Origin of the sequence: Nocardia sp. NPDC058499 (assembly GCF_042719915.1) — a bacterium.
Classification (GTDB): Bacteria; Actinomycetota; Actinomycetes; order Mycobacteriales; family Mycobacteriaceae; genus Nocardia.
In genome coordinates this window covers 42,937-57,720 of sequence record NZ_JBHXMZ010000020.1, presented here as the reverse complement: position 1 = coordinate 57,720, position 14,784 = coordinate 42,937, and the positions used below count along the sequence as shown (strand labels likewise).

Here is a 14,784-nt window from a genome sequence, read left to right as displayed (position 1 = left end):
TGCTCCTCCTCTGGCGGCCCGTTCCCACATCCGTGGGCCCGCGCTCGGGGGGGGGGGGGGGCGGCTTCGCACCCTCCCCCACCACTTCGGAGGAACGCCTCCGGCGTCCATCTTTCAGCGACGCTGGCGCGTCGCGGACGCGGCTAGCGCCGCGCAAACCGGTGTGTTCTGGATGTGTTATTTATTCGTGTCGTGATGGATCTACTGCGCCGAAGTTTCGTTGCCTTGCGATCCGGGGCCTGGCACGCTGATCGGCCATCATAGTGGTATCCGCTGACGTGCGGTTTTCGTTCGGAGTCACGATCGTTCTGGGATACTATCGACAGGTGTTGTACCGAGGTTCGCCGCTATCAAATCGTTGAGGTTGGTTCATGATATGACCGATCGCGAAGCAGATCACTGGACGTTTCTAGACGAGGTTTCTGTGTCCCCGTCGATGGTTTCCAGCGTGGATTCCGTGGTGATTCTGACCGAAGCTGAGGGCCCGTTCTCATCACTTCATGGCGGTTGGATCTGCGACGTTGATCGCGCGCGTGCAGCGTCCGTGGCGCTCACTCAGCGTGAGCGGCTTAGGGTCCGACCCACCGCGTCGAATCATCAGTTCCGATTCGCCGCGCCCCGGCGGAGTCGCCGCGCTGCCGCAGATTCACCAGACGTGCAAGGTGTGCGCCTGCCGCGGCCAGGTGAGCCTCATAGCGGCTCGATCGAGATCCGGGTTTTCTGGGCCGGAATGCAGCTGATCACGGACGCGCGGGATCGGCTCGACAGTCAACAGGTCAGTACGATCGAGCGCACGTTCCGATCCACCTGCGGCGCGTGTTTCTACGCGCGGTCAATGGGTGTTGAAGATCCACTTATCGGTGAGTCGTTAGCCGACGTTGCCGAGCTGGCCGAACTGCTGGTTAGAGCGCGCGATTCACGCGACACCACGATGATTTCTGTCGGCGGTGAACGTGATGATGTGCCCGCCAGGGCGGTGGGCTTCCTGGCATCAGGATTGCCGTCAGCGGTCACGATCGAGATGCGGGAGCAGTAACCATGGCAGTGATCTCCAAGGGGGATAGTGGGGCGGCGAACAAGACCGGGAAGCCGACGCCGCCGAATCTCACCCCGCGGGATGTGCAGGTGCTCGAATGGCTACGGGAGGTCCGTATCGCGTCCTCAGCCGGGCTGAGGGCCGCCTACAGCCATTTCGGCGGGGAGGAGCTGGACCAGCGCCGGTTTTCACGCCGCGTGGTCAAACTGGAGAAGGCCGGCGTTCTCGGTTCGGCGTTCGTCACCCAAGGGAAGCAGCACAAGGTGTATTGGCCCGCCGAGCGCGCGTACCGGTTGGCGCGGCGCGAGCTGGCGCACGATCTACTGTTGGCAGAGTTCTCGATATGGCTGGTATCCCAGCGTCACGATGGGCTTGCCCTCACCGACCGCCTTCCCGCCGGCGGCTGGCGAACGCCGATGTTCACTGCGGATCACCCGCTGAACACGAAGTCGCACGCCGCCGACGGGATGCTGTGGCTGCCCGATAACAGCATCGGCCTGATGGAAATCGAGCTGTCACCGAAATCAGGCCGGAAAATGCGCACCGTCCTGGACTCCCACGCCGCACGTCTCGCATCGAACACCGAGCAGATCTCCGGCGTGCTCTACCTAACGACCGAGCGGGCCGGCAAAACAGTCGCGAATGCGTGGCGCGAGTTCGGCCACGCTATGGATCATCCAGGCCGATTCCAAGTGCTTCACGCCGTCGATGACATCACTCTGCAACGACTGGACGAGCTGGCCGAATTGGGCTGAACATCGGAGAGGACCACCGGCATGACGGCCACGAATCAGGAGCCGAAACCGGCACAACTTCAGCTCTGGAACGAACCCCCGGCCGCACCCGTCGAGGAGCCGGCCGCCGCCGGATATCGGCCACATCGAACCCGCGCGGCCGCGCAATGCCCGTCGTGCCGACATCGGGCCGGCACCGCCGCCGAGGATGCCCGAATGCGAGCCGACATGCGCGTTCTCTGGTTACATCCCGATCCGGCCGCGCCGCGCGGCGTGCGCGAAGCGCTCCACTGCCAGCGCTGCCAGCCCCGGCAGGTCGCCGATACCGAATGCGCCCGATGCGCCGAAGGCGGGCCGCTGCTCGCCGACCAGTTCGCCACGGACACGGCTACAGGCCGGGTGCCGGCCGCAGTCGCGGCCTGGCTCGCGCGCCAGGGATGGCACACCGCCGACGGGCCCCTGATCTGCCCCAACCACCACCAAGGCCAGAGCTACCGCGACACCAAGCCCTACCGGACCTAGCGCAGCTCCCGCAGGCTCACCACCCAGCCGAAGCCAGCTGAAGGCGGTTTCGTCCCAGCCGACCGCCCGGCATGCAGGCGGCAGCCGCGCCTCGGCGTCGCACTGACCAGCGCGATTTCACCGGCAGAGCACCCAGCGGCGCACCCCACTATCCGCGCGGACCCTGGCCAGCCGGATTCCCGCCCCGAGCTGGACTGAGCCACGATGCCCGACCCCCGGCCGTCACCGACAAGGCCGAACATGTCTCCGCGTGCGCTCCGAGCCTTGCCAGTGCCACCGGCCGCCGTGCCGCGTCGCCTGCGTCCAACACCGGAAGTGGGAGATCCAGCAGGGCCCAGGCCCCGAGCCCGCCGAACATCAGGGAGCCACCATGAGCGCCGTCACCGTCGAAATCACCGGCCACCTCGCCGCCGACCCTGCCGAACTCCGCATCACCCCGACCGGAGAGTCCGTCACCAGCTTCACCGTCATCGGCAACGACCGCCGCCGCGACGACAGCGGCGAATGGGTCGATGCCCGGACCACCAGCATCCGCGTCACGGTCTGGAAAGCCCTGGCCGAGCACGTGGCCGAGACCCTGACCAAGGGAACCCTGGTCACCGTCACCGGCGATCGGCTCACCGCGGACCTGTGGACCGACCGCGACGGCCAGCCCCGTGCCACCCTCGAGATGCGCGGTGTCCGCGTCGGCGTCGAGCTGGCGACCCAAACCGCCATGGTCACCCGAGCACCGCGCCCGGCCTGACCGCGCCGAGTCCCCGAACGGGGCCCGGCAGCCGACCTGACCGGGCCCCGGCCCTTCTCTGTCGAGCGCGGATGATTTCGTTCCATCGAATTCGAGCCGCCCGAAGCACCCGAGACAAGAAACAGAAGACGCAAGACCCGGTCGGTTGGAGCCCGTCCGGGTCTTGCTCATCCACTGTAAGTGCCCATACCCCTTGATTTCCGGCGGGGCTGTGACACCGCGGCCTGCGGCCGCGCGGGATCTTCGCGGGGGTGTGGTGTGTGTCCCTCGCGGCATGGCCTGATCTGAGGGCTATCGCATCGGCCTCGGGCATCAAGGGCGCTCCTTCGTCGCGTCGGCAAGCCGATGGCCAAGGCCACCCTTGACACCCGAGGCCGATGCGATCGAGACGCCCTCAGGCCACACCGAGAGGGACACACACCACACAGCCGACCTCACCGCTACGACCCGAACAATCGCGGCCGGCGGCCGCGGAAAAGCATCCGCTCGCCGCGGGGGCAGGCCGCCCAAAAGGGTGGGCAAAACACCGACCAATTAGGCGGATATCCAGGTCGTTTCGGAGTGACATGGATCACGGCCAGAGTTGGCCAACCCTATTGCATAGTACTATGGTGACATAGTACTATTAAAGTATAAGGAGCGAGGGAAGGAAACGGGGAGATGATCGTGACCGAGAAATTCACACTCTGCGAGGAATGCGCCTGCGAGGTTGTCAACGCCGACTTTACCGGCCGCGACTTCTCGGACTTGTCCGAGGACGACCGCGCGTCTCGAGATGCCTCGATTGAGGTGATGGGAATTGTCGTTCTAGCCGAGATCCACTCAAGCGGATATTTCACCTGCTTTGTGTGCGACGAAGTATCCGCAGGCGCCGCAAACATTTTCGAAACTATCACCTAGCCGATTGCTTGACGCATCAATAAGTTGGTGCGCTGAGTTGTCCGCTCAGGCGGGAATATTGCGCGGCCATCCCATTAGCCGCCCAACTAAGGAGAATGCCAGCAATGACCACAGCCACCCCGGCCGCCGTAAAGGGCCTCACCCTGTACGTATACCGGGACGCATCCGCCGAATCCGACCACACGAACGGCGGCATCACCGCCACCGCCGCCCGCCTAACCGTCGTCGGACTCACCGTGCAAGACCTGGGAGGCGCGGTTGCCCCGATCCCCGATTGGCGGGTATCGCCCCCCACCGAGGACGCCCCGCCCGTCGTAGCCGTCATCCAACGCCGTTGGCCCGGAACGGGCTACACGGTCTATCTCGCGCCGGTCGAGATCGACAACGGAATAATCCGATATTCATCCGGCCGCATGTACATGTTCGGCGGAAACTTCGCCGCCACCCATGACAGCCGATTCGGTGACGCCCTGGCCGCCCAGCTGGGCTACCGGCCCGACGCCGTGCGCGTCCACGACCGCACCGAATAACCCCCCGGTCGCTCACGGTCTGGACTGTCGGAACCAGTCCAGACCGCAAACCGACCCGATCCAGCAGCCGAGATGAAATCGACTCGCAACGCGAGTCGACAGGAAGGAACACCCGATATGAAGCGTCTAACCGTTTCCACCGCCGCAGATATCCGCCGATGGGACACCTACATTGTCGCCGTGCCCGACAATTTTGACCCCGACGCCGAAGCCAGCGAACGCGAAATTATCGAACTACTGTCGCGCGGAAAGGGTGAGCACCAGGGCACAGACTACGAATTCGAATACGACAACGTGCCCGACGACATCGAGATAACCGAGATCACGGCAGCCGAAGACTAAACCCCGATAAGGCAATAGCCTACGGCCGCAATTCGTCCAGGCTATTGCCCGCCGGAGAAATCGCCCTACCGCTACACGCCCAGAACAGGAAGCCCGGCCACATGTACCAGTGCGACGAATGCCAACGGCCGAACGACAACGGTTACGCCATCTGCGACGAATGCGACAACAAAGGCCGCGAGGAGCGCCGACGCGCTTTTATCGCGATGTACGGCACACCTAAAAGCTGTTCGATGTGCGATAAAGAAATGCCGCCCTGGCGAGATGACCCATGGTGCCAGCTATGCGCGGGCGCCTACGAAAACCGCAAAATTTCCTAGCGACGGATTAGCCCGACAAAGTGAGAGCCCGGACGATCGGAACCCGTCCGGGATCTCACCCCCTGAATTCTCTCATGCGCCCGCCGACAGCCACGCCAAGCCCCCGCGAGCACGGGGAGTCCACCCGACAACAAGAAAGAACCACGACATGACATCCGCCAGCACACCCACCGATGCGCCCGCGACCGTGGCACATGACGACGAAGACCACCGGTACGAGGATCACGGCAAAATCTATTTCTACTTCGCCGATGGACGTTGGCATTTGGACGCGACCAGCGTCGACGGATACCCGCTCGACGGGCTAGACGGGCTGGACTGCACCTATGGCGGATGCCCGAACCACTGCCAGACGTGCCAGACCCCAGCGGCGACGGCCGAACGGGAAAAGGTCCACGCCACACCGTTGCCGACCGGGCGCGAAGTGCTCGACATGTTGGCCGACTGGTTCGGATACTCGCTGATCGAGAAGGCCGAGAAGAACTGAGACGAGCCCCAGACCAGCACGGGCGAGACAGCTATGCCGCAGGTCACAGCTGTTTGAATTGAATAGTACTATGGTGGCATAGTACTATTAATTTACCGACGGAGGGACCGCCGGAACCGATCAGGAGGCAAAGAAATGGCGACAGCGACGAAGGCGAAGAAGTCCACTCGCAAGACCTACAGCCAGGCCGACCGCGACGCCCGCCGCGCGGCAGACGACGCGATCCGCGAAGACGCCGCCGAGCTGCTGGGCGACCCCGAGCAGGTGGCCCAGATGATCGCCCAGCTCGCGCGCCTGACCTCCCCGAAGCTGTTGCGCTACTCGCTGCGAAACGTCGCGCTGATCTTCAAGCAGGCCGCCGACCGTGGGGTAACCGTGACCGATGTCGACACCTTCAAAGGGTGGCGCCAGCGCGGGCGCGGCGTGCGCAAAGGCGAACACGGGCTACGCATCGTCGCCCCCAAGGGCCGCCAGGCCGCCGAGGGCGCCGACGGAGAAGCCGCCGAAGCGCCCGCCGAGGTGATCGAGGTTGACACCACCAGCGGCGAGGGCGAGGGCGCGCCCGCCCGCGCGCGTTTCCGGATGATCACCGTGTTTGACGTTTCCCAAACCGAGGGAATCGAGGATTTCGAGGGCGAACCGGTCGAGCCCGCGCCCGTCGCCGAACCGGCGGGCGCGATCCGTGCGCGGTTGATCGAGCAGTTCGACGCCATCGGCTACACCGTCACCGAGGGCACCGAGACCGGCACCGACGACGACGCGCACACGGTCACCGTGTCCGAAGGCCAGCCACTCCCCCAGCTCGCGCAGGCACTCGCCGAACTGCTCACCCGACCCGCCGACTGAAGTCCCCACACCACGCCCCGCGAACGCCCTGGACCGTCGGAACCGGTCCAGGGCGTTCGCATTTGGTGGGGGAGATTCGCACCGGAAGGCCGGCGGTGGGACCGGGCCGGGGCCATCGAGGCCCCAACCCGGTCGGGCCGAGCGGGGCACCTCCACGAGCGGCCTTCAGTCCGAGACGCGACCACGTACGGGCGCGCGTCAAGTCCCGCGCCTAGCGTTTGACCGATCAGGCTGCGACATCGAACAACGTCAGCGACACCACGCCAGCCGCGCGCTGTTCGGCGCGCTCGCGCGCCGCGCACGTCGGCCCGATGCCAGCGTTCACCGACCCCGCCGAGATCAACCACCCAGCGCAGCGCCGGCAATGGGCTACCCGGCGCACGGTGGGCTGTTCGACTGTCGCGGCCATGCGCGTACTCCTGTCGGTCGTGCCTATCGGGTTCGAGGCTGACACAAGGGTCTGACAATTCCGTCGCGGCCGAGTCTGAATCAGGCTCGCGCGCAGGGGCATCGGTCGCACGTTCGCGGGCGGGACGGCCACAGTGACGCAGGTCACAGGCAATGGAATTGCATAGTACTATGGCGACATAGTACTATTAACTTACCGACGGAGAAACCGCCGGAACCGAAATCGAAAGGCCATACACAATGAGCTTCGCTCTCATCGACATCACCGACGCCGCCCACGAACTGGGATTCCCCTTCCCCGTGAGCATCGAGAACAGCGTCACCGTCGATCAGGTCACCAACGTCCTCGCCGCCGCACGCGACGCCTTCCCCACCAACGCCGTCGGATCGTGGCGGGTGCCCTTCCACATCCCCCAGCTGCGCGACGGCGTTATCGAAAACGTCGACATGGTGATGGTTGTCCGCGTGGACAAGGCCGGACACCCCGCCGCAACCATCCTCGCGTGAGCCCCGACCGGCGGCCACCAGCGCGAGCACCGCCACCACCCCGGCGAGAACCGCCAACGAATGACGCAGGCACCGGGTAGTCGTTACCTACCCGGTGCCTGTCACCCACGAACTTTAGGTGAGAGGCGCCAACCGTGACAAGCAGCAACACCAACAACACCAGCAGCGCGACCAGGGCAGACATGCTCGACAAGGTGCGCAAGCTCCTAGCGCAAGCCGAAAACGTCGCAGGCACACCCGAGGCCGACGTGTTCAACGCCAAGGCGTTCGAGTTGATCGCGAAATACGGCATCGACGAGACCGCGGCCCGCGAGCAGAGCGGGCGAGGCCCCGCACCGATCGAGATGGTCGAGTTCCTGATTACCGGCCAATACCAGACCCAACAAGCGGCGCTGCTTCACGTCCTGGCCGAAGCGCTGCACTGCGCGCCACTGAGTGACGGCCGAATTCCCGGACGAAACAACCAGCTCGTCTACGGCACCACCGGCCACATCGAACGCTTGCGGGTGCTGTTCGCCACCCTCATGCCGCAAATGCTGGCCGGAGCCGCACGAGTCCGCCCCCACCAGGGCGCACGGGTCGGAACCAAGGCATACCGAACGTCATGGATGCGCGGATTCGCCGCGACCGTGAACGAACGCCTAACGGCCGCCGAGAACAACGCCGCCACCGAATCCGAGCCCGGCACCGCCCTGGTGCTGGTCAACGACAGCAAACGAGCAGCCGCGGCGATGCACGACGAATTCGGCGGCCAGATCAAAAAGACCGTCAGCCGAGTACGTCACGACAACGAAGCCGCCGCCGCCGGCGCGGCCGCCGCCCGCCGCGTGAACCTCGGTCAGAGCGGCCTCAACGGCCGCCGCGAGCTCGGCTGAAACACCTGCCCGATTAGAACGCGGGTCGGAGTCCGTGCGACTCCGACCCGCCCACGGGCAGGCGAAATTACCCCTTCCCTTCTTGCGCCTGGCCGCCCCCAACGCCGAAACACCGACCGCAAGGACTCCCGATGACCGCTCCCACGCCGATCGTGACCGTCGCCGCCTACGCGGTGAACTGCCTCCCCGATAACCACCCCCTCGCCGCACAGTTCCGCCTCCACGTCCGCCGCTACCGCGGATCGTGGGTGATCGAGCACCAGGGCGAATTCCTCACCTCGAACCAGGAACTGGCCCTTGACCCCGAACTCTTCGACACCGCCGAACACGCCCTGGCCCTCGCCACCGCCCACGCGCCCACCATGTGGTTCCACGGCCGCCAGCACGCCGACATCCTCCAGGATGAAAAATGAGCACCAGCACCGCACCCAACCTGACTAGTACTATGGCACCACAACGCCACGAGTACAGACCAGGAGACATAGCCATGACCGACGCGCCGAAGAAGACCGCCACCGTGGGCAACAAGGGCCGCATCGGTGCCTACCTGACCCCCGACGAAGCCGAACGAGTACGCGGCGCATACCAATTCGGGTGGCTCCAAGACAACAGCGGCTCGCTCAGTGACTTCGTGAAATCCCTTGTCCTGGCCGAGGTCGAACGCCTTGAGAACGAACTGAACGGCGGCGAGGAATTCCCCTCCGTGAAAGCTGGCGCGGTCCGCACCGTCGCCATGCAACAAATCGCCGACAAACGCCAACCCAAACCCTGAACGGCCACACCATGCCACGCGCACACTTCCACCGCCCCTGCGGATCGCACGATGGACAATCACCGGCGAGCCCACTGTGACCTGGGCATTGATCCCCAGAACATGCCCGGCCTGCCCCGAATGCGACGGCCGAGGCGGACACCCCGTCGTCTTCAGCGACGGCACCACCGACGTGTCCGATTGCGGCACGTGCTTGGACCGGCGCATCCTGGCGCGCATTCCAGCCTGGCTGAACCGCATCCTGCCCGGCCCACCGCTGCACTGGAGCGCACCGTTTCCCATCATCGCAGAGGTCAATAACGTTGGTTAACAACGTGATTGAACTGTGAGCTACCGCGACACCGAGCTCTCCCGCGAAAACGCAGCTCCCGCAGACTCACCCACCAGCCAACTCAACTTGGAGGTGGTCAACAGGGCAGGGTGAGTGTCGGCTACGCCGTGGTGCTGGCTGAACTGGTCGAACCAGCGGCCCTCGCCCAGTTCGCGGAACTCGGGCCGCCCGAGGGCGGCCCTACGGCGCACTGTTCGTCTACGAGGTCGGCGCGGAAGGCTGGCGCGCGAAGTTTCCCGGCGTTTCGTGGAGGACTGGCATCTCCCGCAGTGTTCGAGTCGCCGGAATCGCCATATGGCCCATAGTGCCACTATGGCTGACCGCCTATAAGCGTCCTTGTAGGGGGTCAGAACGCGAAGTGATATCTATATGTCCATTGTGATATCTTAGATATCCGAGGCAAGGAGATGATATCGCATGAAGAACGTTCTAGTCCGTAATCTGAGCGATGAAGTACACCGCGCGATCCGTCAACGCGCGGCCACGCACGGCCACAGCACCGCGGACGAGATCCGCGCCATCCTCACCGACGCCGTGCAACCGGATGAACGGATCAAACTCGGCAGCCTCCTGTTCGCTGGCATCAGCGAAGAGAACCGGCTCACCGACGACGAACGCGACGAATACTTCGGCCGCGACCGCACCCCGACCGAACCCGTGGAGTTCGGCCGGTGATCGTCCTGGACACCAACGTCATCAGCGAACCATTCGCCAAAACCCCGGACCTGCGGGTCGCGGCATGGTTCGACGCCCAGAACGCCGAAACCCTGTACCTCACCACCGTCACCGTCGGCGAACTCCGCTACGGCATCGCGGCCATGCCCCCCGGGCGCCGCCGCGACGAATACGCCGCGTGGCTCGAAAACCGCACTTTGCCCGCGTTCTCCGGCCGTATCCTGCCCTACGACCTGGCCGCCACCACCGAATACGCGCGCCTGCGTGCCGCCGCCCGCGCCGCCGGGCTCGCCATCGCCACCGCGGACGGCATGATCGCCGCCATCGCCGCGGCCGCAGGTTCCAGTGTCGCGACTCGCGACACCTCGCCGTTCGCCGCGGCCGGCGTGCCCACGATCGACCCGTGGCAGACGGAGGGATTGCAGCCGTGAGCCGACGACGCCGCTACTACGGCTACCGCCGAGAACCCTTCATGGACATGCTCAACCTGTTCGGCATCTTCGGTCAGTTCGCCATCGTCATAGCCTTGGTCATCTACCACGTCTACCACTGATCAACGGAGAACCCATGGACGGCAACGTGATTCGACCAGCCATCGATTCCGAGCCCAGCAGCCGCCCGGCAGTGCAGGAGTGGTGGCGGTACGACCCGGCCCGTCTGGACTGGGCAAAGATCACCATCGGCAACCCCGCCGACTTGCCGCTACTGACACCAACATTCTTCTCGCGCGTAGCGGTCGGGTCGTGCGGGGTAGTGGGCGGCGCAGCGCTGGCCGGCGTGGCGATGCTGTTTGTGACCGGCGATGGCGCGCTCGCGCCGGTGGCCCTTGCCGGCGCGTTCGTGCTGGCGGTGCTGGTGTTGCTGGGTGTGCGAGGCGGTGCCCACGTCTACGCCCGCGCACGGTCACGCCACGTGATCGCCGGAGCCGACGTGGCCGGGTGGCCCGCCGAGGTCCGCAAGCCACTGGCCCGCGCGGTGCTAGCCGCCCGCGACCTGACAGCCAGCCGCTCTCTCACCGGTGACTTTCTCGGTGAGACCGACTATGCCACTGTCCTATGGCAGATGGCCGTCACCGGGCAGCGCATCGCGGCGCTGGCCCAGGCAGGTGAAGAACTGCGGAAGGAAACCACGTCGGACATGGACCAAGCCGCAGCTCGGCAGGCCCGCGCGGTCATCGAACCGTTGATTGCCGACCTCAACACCGACGCCGACGAACTGGTAGCCGCGGCCGACGCCGCGCGGGAGCTGGCGAAGCGCGTGGTCACCGCCGAGGCCGCAGACGCCGCCGAATCCCTGCGCGACGAGCACGCGGAACCACAGGCCCGCAGACGGGAACAGGTGCACATGCTCACCGCGGAGTTGTCCGCATCCGCAGCGACCTACACCGGCGGCGGCCGTGACGTGGCCGACCAGACCATTGCCCGCGCGGCCGCATACGACGATGTAGCGGCGCTCGGTGACGGGAGGACAGTGGACCGGGGCACGCCCCCAGCAACCACGGACTGATCCACTACGGGCCTACGCGATAATCCGGTTGCACCGCCCGCACCGCAGCTTCAACATCAGCGCATGACCCGCGCCGACGTTCTGACCGTGCGAACATTGATGCCCGGCGACGAACAGCGCTTTCTCACGCTCCGATCGGCGATCACCCACGAGGGCGCGATATTCGCCAAGGACTACCCGCCGGGTATCTCCTGGCCGGAATACCTTGCCATCCAGGACAACGCGCGAAGCGGCGTCGGTCTGCCGCCGGGAGCGGTACCTTATACCTTCCTGGTCGCCGATCTCGGCGGCGTGCTGGTCGGCAGCAGCGACATCCGCCACAGGCTCACCGAGAAACTGACGCGGTGGGGTGGGCACATCGGCTACGTTGTCGCTCCCCAGTACCGCCGGCGCGGGTACGGGACAGAAATCCTCCGCCAAACATTGAGCCTGGCAACGGGCCTCGGTATCCGACCGGCATTGCTCACCTGCCGCGCCGACAACGCCGGATCACGCGGCGTCATTCACAACGTGGGCAGCGTCGTGTCCACCGAGACGATCGACGGAATTTGTTCATACTGGATGTGACCTGTTCGAGGCATGCCGATCGCGCGCGGCAGCGCAATCCCCGCCTCCGGCCGAGCACCGGCGCCCCGGCACACGGTTTTCCGTCGGTGCCGGTGCCTATGATCCGGCCGTGACCGATATCGTTCCGGCCGAGACACGCGGGCTGGCAGATCCCACGCTGGCGGATCGGCTGGCCGTGCTGGACGTGGCGGCCGCCGAGTACGCCCGCCCGATCCGGAACACCGAGGAGGCATATCGCGCCGACTGGCGCGCGTGGCTGCGATTCCTCGAGGATCTGAACTCCACTCTCGCCGAGCAAGATCCGCACGGCACACCGGTACCGCCGACCGTCACGAACATGGGCGTGTTCGTGGCGTTCATGGCCTGGCACGAGCGCAACGAGCTGGCCCCTTCCACCGCAGAACGCCGCCTCTACGGCGTCATCATGACCTTGCGCCAGCTGCACGGCATCGAGGTACCGAAGCAGACCATCACCGCCGCACGGCAGACCCTCACCAACTACCGCCGCGAGCTGGCCGAGGCGAACACCCCGCGCGGCCGCGGGCAATCACCGGCCGCGACCGTTCCGGACCTGCGCCGGATCTGCGCGGCGCTGCCGCCGAACCTTGCCGGTCACCGAGACCGCGCAATCGTGCTGCTCGGATTCGCCATCGCCGCGCGCCGGTCGAACCTGGCCGCCCTGGACGTAACCGATGTGATCGAGCATGACGAGGGCCTGGCCGTCACCATCCGGTACGGCAAGACCGGAGCCCGCGAAGCCGCCGTAGACCGAGGCACCAACCCCGGAACCTGCCCGGTCCGGGCCGTACGGACATGGACCGAGGCTGCCGGCCTTCGGCTCGCCGGGCCGCTGTTCCGACCCATCGACCGGCACGGCAACCTCAGCGACGCCCGGATGTCACCCCGGGCATGCGGCGAAGTCGTCACACGCGCGGCGTCGGCCGCCGGAGTCCCGTACCGCACCGGCCACAGCTTGCGCGCCGGACTGGCGACCGAGGCACGCAAGGCGGGCCACGACGTGAAAACCATTGCAGACCAGGGCGGATGGAACCCGACCAGCGCCGAGCTGTACAAATACCTGCGGATCGTGGACCGCTGGGCAGACAACGCAACCAAGGGCATCGGGTTGTGACCGATTTATTGGGCGGGTGGAGCGGTGCGCTTCTTCAACGGGATCTCCCGCTGTATCAGCAGGCCGTAGGGCCGCCCGCCACGGCCCTCGGTCAGTCTGCCAGAGCCCTCGCCCAGCAACAAGCATTCGGGTGGAGTTCCGGGCAGGCCCCGGCCGATAGCCGGGGCCTGCCCGGTCAACTCAATCGTCGTCTGACTCGTTGCGGTCGGCGGCGGCACCAGCACGTTCGTCGAAGCCCGATTGCGCTGTAGAGCTGTCGGGATCGCGTTCGGCAGCAGCCGCGATCCGGTCGGCCGAATCCCGGTCCATCGGTTCCTTACCCATGAACTCCTCCTTGGGGAGAGTGGGCCACGCCCGATCACCAGCAATCACGTTCGCGCGAATGGCTGCCCAGGCGTGGCTTATCGGCGGCGGTCGTTTCATCTACCTGGGTAGGCCAAACGCAGCGTGCACCGGCGGATTCCGTCCGCTGCGATACCCGTCACCGCCGAAACGGTGACGGTCTTTCCTCACGATTACCGCTCGCTGATTCCGAGGTGCACCGACCGTCGAGAGCGCACCTTGCCACCGGGAACAGCACGCAGGCGCACGGCGGTGTCTTCCACCTGCGTCCCGATGAAGTCCATCATCCCCCATCCAGCAGCATCGGACGACGATCGCGCCCCGGGTGGGTCAGCGGGTCAGGCAGGATTGAAGGTGTGAGCGATATCCCGGCCGCCGATGAGCGCGCCATTTCCGACCAGTTGCGCCAGCTCCAGGATGCCCACCACCGCGGCGAGACGGACGCGGCGAATGCGTTGCTGGACGATCTGTTCGCCAGATACGGGCGGGAGACAGTCAAGGCGGTGCGCTGGCAGCAGGACAGTGACCGGCTGGCGGCCGACTTGAATCTGTTCGCGATGTTCGGGACTGCCGGCCTGCGCGGCGACGACTAGATCTGTTGACGCCGAACGTCATCGAAGCCGTGCCCGGCCGCCCGCATCTCGCCGACGAACAGCGCGGTAGCGGTACGCGCGGCCGCGTGCCGTTCCGCGGCCGGAAGGCCGGCGCACTGCGCGGCCAGGGCCGCGGGTTCGGTATGTTCGACCACCGACAGAGCCAGCCGGCGGAACCCGATCGGCACCGGGTTATCGGGGTCGGCGGCGTCCACCAGATCCACCGGGATGCCGCCCAAGGTCTCGCGCACGGCGATACAGGCCAGTTCAACGAGCTGTGCTGTGGTCGGCGCATTCTCGGCGAGCAGCGTCAATAGAGCCTCCTGGCACGAGGGGCACTCATCGTAGGCCGCGCCTATGAGCTGGCCGAGTAGCTCGGTATCCGCGCCCCAGCCATCCAGTTTCCCGGGTGGGATCTCGAATCCTTCGTGCCCGTGGTCAGTCACACATGGATGATGTCACTTTGTGCCCGTCCGAAGCTCACACGTCTACCAGCGGCCCGGAGCCTCCTGATACGGCGATGCCGCCGAACCAGGGGGGTAGTTCGGCGGCATCTATCCGGCACGGTGCGCAAGGGGGGAATGCACTACCGTGCGGGCGTCAGCTGGGGGGAT

The 14,784-nt window shown here is 65.8% G+C and carries 23 protein-coding genes; 20 read left to right on the top strand and 3 right to left on the bottom strand.

Features of this window, described 5'->3' with window-relative positions; translation table 11 throughout:
- The first annotated feature begins 376 nt into the window (after positions 1–376).
- The 9 genes from ACFWPH_RS33325 (at position 377) to ACFWPH_RS33285 (ending at position 6,462) form a co-directional block, all read left to right on the top strand.
- On the top strand, positions 377–1,036 hold the full coding sequence (locus ACFWPH_RS33325; protein WP_378756274.1) for a hypothetical protein: 660 nt from the start codon (positions 377–379) through the stop codon (positions 1,034–1,036).
- Between the two features lie 2 nt (positions 1,037–1,038).
- A complete protein-coding gene (locus ACFWPH_RS33320; RefSeq protein WP_378756273.1) occupies positions 1,039–1,791 on the top strand; it encodes a hypothetical protein in 753 nt (250 codons plus the stop codon).
- Positions 1,792–1,986: 195 nt separating this feature from the next.
- On the top strand, positions 1,987–2,292 hold the full coding sequence (locus ACFWPH_RS33315; RefSeq protein WP_378756271.1) for a hypothetical protein: 306 nt from the start codon (positions 1,987–1,989) through the stop codon (positions 2,290–2,292).
- Positions 2,293–2,662: 370 nt separating this feature from the next.
- The gene (locus ACFWPH_RS33310) at positions 2,663–3,037 is read left to right on the top strand and encodes a single-stranded DNA-binding protein (RefSeq protein WP_378756270.1); all 375 of its coding nucleotides are present in this window, start codon (positions 2,663–2,665) and stop codon (positions 3,035–3,037) included.
- 660 nt (positions 3,038–3,697) lie between these two features.
- Positions 3,698–3,937, top strand: a complete 240-nt coding sequence (locus ACFWPH_RS33305) for a hypothetical protein (RefSeq protein ID WP_378756269.1) — start codon at positions 3,698–3,700, stop codon at positions 3,935–3,937.
- A 104-nt stretch (positions 3,938–4,041) separates the two neighbouring features.
- Positions 4,042–4,467: a hypothetical protein gene (locus ACFWPH_RS33300; protein WP_378756268.1), complete on the top strand. Its 426-nt coding sequence runs from the start codon at positions 4,042–4,044 to the stop codon at positions 4,465–4,467.
- 117 nt (positions 4,468–4,584) lie between these two features.
- Complete coding sequence (locus tag ACFWPH_RS33295; RefSeq protein WP_378756267.1) at positions 4,585–4,809, top strand: hypothetical protein; 225 nt, start codon at positions 4,585–4,587, stop codon at positions 4,807–4,809.
- 468 nt (positions 4,810–5,277) lie between these two features.
- Entirely contained in the window at positions 5,278–5,616 is a 339-nt protein-coding gene (locus ACFWPH_RS33290) for a hypothetical protein (RefSeq protein ID WP_378756266.1), read from the top strand.
- Between the two features lie 135 nt (positions 5,617–5,751).
- Complete coding sequence (locus ACFWPH_RS33285) at positions 5,752–6,462, top strand: ArdC-like ssDNA-binding domain-containing protein (protein ID WP_378756265.1); 711 nt, start codon at positions 5,752–5,754, stop codon at positions 6,460–6,462.
- Positions 6,463–6,688: 226 nt separating this feature from the next.
- Here ACFWPH_RS33285 and ACFWPH_RS33280 read toward each other — a convergent pair whose 3' ends face one another.
- Positions 6,689–6,871, bottom strand: coding sequence for a DUF6011 domain-containing protein (locus ACFWPH_RS33280; RefSeq protein WP_378756264.1), 183 nt, complete (start codon positions 6,869–6,871; stop codon positions 6,689–6,691).
- 239 nt (positions 6,872–7,110) lie between these two features.
- Between ACFWPH_RS33280 and ACFWPH_RS33275 the strand changes: the two genes are divergently transcribed.
- The 10 genes from ACFWPH_RS33275 (at position 7,111) to ACFWPH_RS33230 (ending at position 13,235) form a co-directional block, all read left to right on the top strand.
- Complete coding sequence (locus ACFWPH_RS33275) at positions 7,111–7,377, top strand: hypothetical protein (protein WP_378756262.1); 267 nt, start codon at positions 7,111–7,113, stop codon at positions 7,375–7,377.
- 182 nt (positions 7,378–7,559) lie between these two features.
- A complete protein-coding gene (locus ACFWPH_RS33270) occupies positions 7,560–8,252 on the top strand; it encodes a DUF2786 domain-containing protein (protein ID WP_378756261.1) in 693 nt (230 codons plus the stop codon).
- A 131-nt stretch (positions 8,253–8,383) separates the two neighbouring features.
- Positions 8,384–8,665: a hypothetical protein gene (locus ACFWPH_RS33265; protein WP_378756260.1), complete on the top strand. Its 282-nt coding sequence runs from the start codon at positions 8,384–8,386 to the stop codon at positions 8,663–8,665.
- Positions 8,666–8,739: 74 nt separating this feature from the next.
- Complete coding sequence (locus ACFWPH_RS33260) at positions 8,740–9,024, top strand: hypothetical protein (RefSeq protein ID WP_062991205.1); 285 nt, start codon at positions 8,740–8,742, stop codon at positions 9,022–9,024.
- Positions 9,025–9,772: 748 nt separating this feature from the next.
- A complete protein-coding gene (locus ACFWPH_RS33255; protein ID WP_378756259.1) occupies positions 9,773–10,030 on the top strand; it encodes a plasmid stabilization protein in 258 nt (85 codons plus the stop codon).
- On the top strand, positions 10,027–10,461 hold the full coding sequence (locus tag ACFWPH_RS33250) for a PIN domain-containing protein (RefSeq protein ID WP_378756258.1): 435 nt from the start codon (positions 10,027–10,029) through the stop codon (positions 10,459–10,461). Before ACFWPH_RS33255 ends, ACFWPH_RS33250 begins: the two co-directional genes overlap by 4 nt.
- Positions 10,458–10,583: a hypothetical protein gene (locus ACFWPH_RS33245; RefSeq protein WP_378756257.1), complete on the top strand. Its 126-nt coding sequence runs from the start codon at positions 10,458–10,460 to the stop codon at positions 10,581–10,583. The genes ACFWPH_RS33250 and ACFWPH_RS33245 overlap by 4 nt, the downstream gene beginning before the upstream one ends.
- Before the next feature lie 14 nt (positions 10,584–10,597).
- Positions 10,598–11,536 carry a hypothetical protein gene (locus ACFWPH_RS33240; RefSeq protein WP_378756256.1) on the top strand — a complete coding sequence of 313 codons (939 nt, stop codon included), beginning with the start codon at positions 10,598–10,600 and terminating at the stop codon, positions 11,534–11,536.
- 63 nt (positions 11,537–11,599) lie between these two features.
- Positions 11,600–12,103, top strand: a complete 504-nt coding sequence (locus ACFWPH_RS33235; protein ID WP_378756255.1) for a GNAT family N-acetyltransferase — start codon at positions 11,600–11,602, stop codon at positions 12,101–12,103.
- A 109-nt stretch (positions 12,104–12,212) separates the two neighbouring features.
- Positions 12,213–13,235, top strand: coding sequence for a tyrosine-type recombinase/integrase (locus ACFWPH_RS33230; RefSeq protein WP_378756254.1), 1,023 nt, complete (start codon positions 12,213–12,215; stop codon positions 13,233–13,235).
- A 180-nt stretch (positions 13,236–13,415) separates the two neighbouring features.
- Here the strand turns inward: ACFWPH_RS33230 and ACFWPH_RS33225 are convergent, their stop codons facing one another.
- Positions 13,416–13,559, bottom strand: coding sequence for a hypothetical protein (locus ACFWPH_RS33225; protein ID WP_378756253.1), 144 nt, complete (start codon positions 13,557–13,559; stop codon positions 13,416–13,418).
- Positions 13,560–13,933: 374 nt separating this feature from the next.
- Here ACFWPH_RS33225 and ACFWPH_RS33220 point away from each other — a divergent pair, with 374 nt between their 5' ends.
- Positions 13,934–14,170, top strand: coding sequence for a hypothetical protein (locus ACFWPH_RS33220; protein ID WP_378756252.1), 237 nt, complete (start codon positions 13,934–13,936; stop codon positions 14,168–14,170).
- Here ACFWPH_RS33220 and ACFWPH_RS33215 read toward each other — a convergent pair.
- Positions 14,167–14,616 (bottom strand): hypothetical protein, encoded by a 450-nt coding sequence (locus ACFWPH_RS33215; protein ID WP_378756251.1) that lies wholly within the window; start codon positions 14,614–14,616, stop codon positions 14,167–14,169. The two genes, ACFWPH_RS33220 and ACFWPH_RS33215, sit on opposite strands and share 4 nt — an antisense overlap.
- Positions 14,617–14,784 lie beyond the last annotated feature (168 nt).

Coding starts and splice junctions, on each gene's coding strand:
- ACFWPH_RS33235 (WP_378756255.1), top strand. CDS start 11,600: ATGACCCGCGCCGACGTTCTGACCGTGCGAACATTGATGCCCGGCGAC.
- ACFWPH_RS33275 (WP_378756262.1), top strand. CDS start 7,111: ATGAGCTTCGCTCTCATCGACATCACCGACGCCGCCCACGAACTGGGA.
- ACFWPH_RS33260 (WP_062991205.1), top strand. CDS start 8,740: ATGACCGACGCGCCGAAGAAGACCGCCACCGTGGGCAACAAGGGCCGC.
- ACFWPH_RS33255 (WP_378756259.1), top strand. CDS start 9,773: ATGAAGAACGTTCTAGTCCGTAATCTGAGCGATGAAGTACACCGCGCG.
- ACFWPH_RS33300 (WP_378756268.1), top strand. CDS start 4,042: ATGACCACAGCCACCCCGGCCGCCGTAAAGGGCCTCACCCTGTACGTA.
- ACFWPH_RS33270 (WP_378756261.1), top strand. CDS start 7,560: ATGCTCGACAAGGTGCGCAAGCTCCTAGCGCAAGCCGAAAACGTCGCA.
- ACFWPH_RS33305 (WP_378756269.1), top strand. CDS start 3,698: ATGATCGTGACCGAGAAATTCACACTCTGCGAGGAATGCGCCTGCGAG.
- ACFWPH_RS33290 (WP_378756266.1), top strand. CDS start 5,278: ATGACATCCGCCAGCACACCCACCGATGCGCCCGCGACCGTGGCACAT.
- ACFWPH_RS33310 (WP_378756270.1), top strand. CDS start 2,663: ATGAGCGCCGTCACCGTCGAAATCACCGGCCACCTCGCCGCCGACCCT.
- ACFWPH_RS33240 (WP_378756256.1), top strand. CDS start 10,598: ATGGACGGCAACGTGATTCGACCAGCCATCGATTCCGAGCCCAGCAGC.
- ACFWPH_RS33285 (WP_378756265.1), top strand. CDS start 5,752: ATGGCGACAGCGACGAAGGCGAAGAAGTCCACTCGCAAGACCTACAGC.
- ACFWPH_RS33320 (WP_378756273.1), top strand. CDS start 1,039: ATGGCAGTGATCTCCAAGGGGGATAGTGGGGCGGCGAACAAGACCGGG.
- ACFWPH_RS33325 (WP_378756274.1), top strand. CDS start 377: ATGACCGATCGCGAAGCAGATCACTGGACGTTTCTAGACGAGGTTTCT.
- ACFWPH_RS33315 (WP_378756271.1), top strand. CDS start 1,987: ATGCGAGCCGACATGCGCGTTCTCTGGTTACATCCCGATCCGGCCGCG.
- ACFWPH_RS33295 (WP_378756267.1), top strand. CDS start 4,585: ATGAAGCGTCTAACCGTTTCCACCGCCGCAGATATCCGCCGATGGGAC.
- ACFWPH_RS33280 (WP_378756264.1), bottom strand. CDS start 6,871: ATGGCCGCGACAGTCGAACAGCCCACCGTGCGCCGGGTAGCCCATTGC.
- ACFWPH_RS33265 (WP_378756260.1), top strand. CDS start 8,384: ATGACCGCTCCCACGCCGATCGTGACCGTCGCCGCCTACGCGGTGAAC.
- ACFWPH_RS33225 (WP_378756253.1), bottom strand. CDS start 13,559: ATGGGTAAGGAACCGATGGACCGGGATTCGGCCGACCGGATCGCGGCT.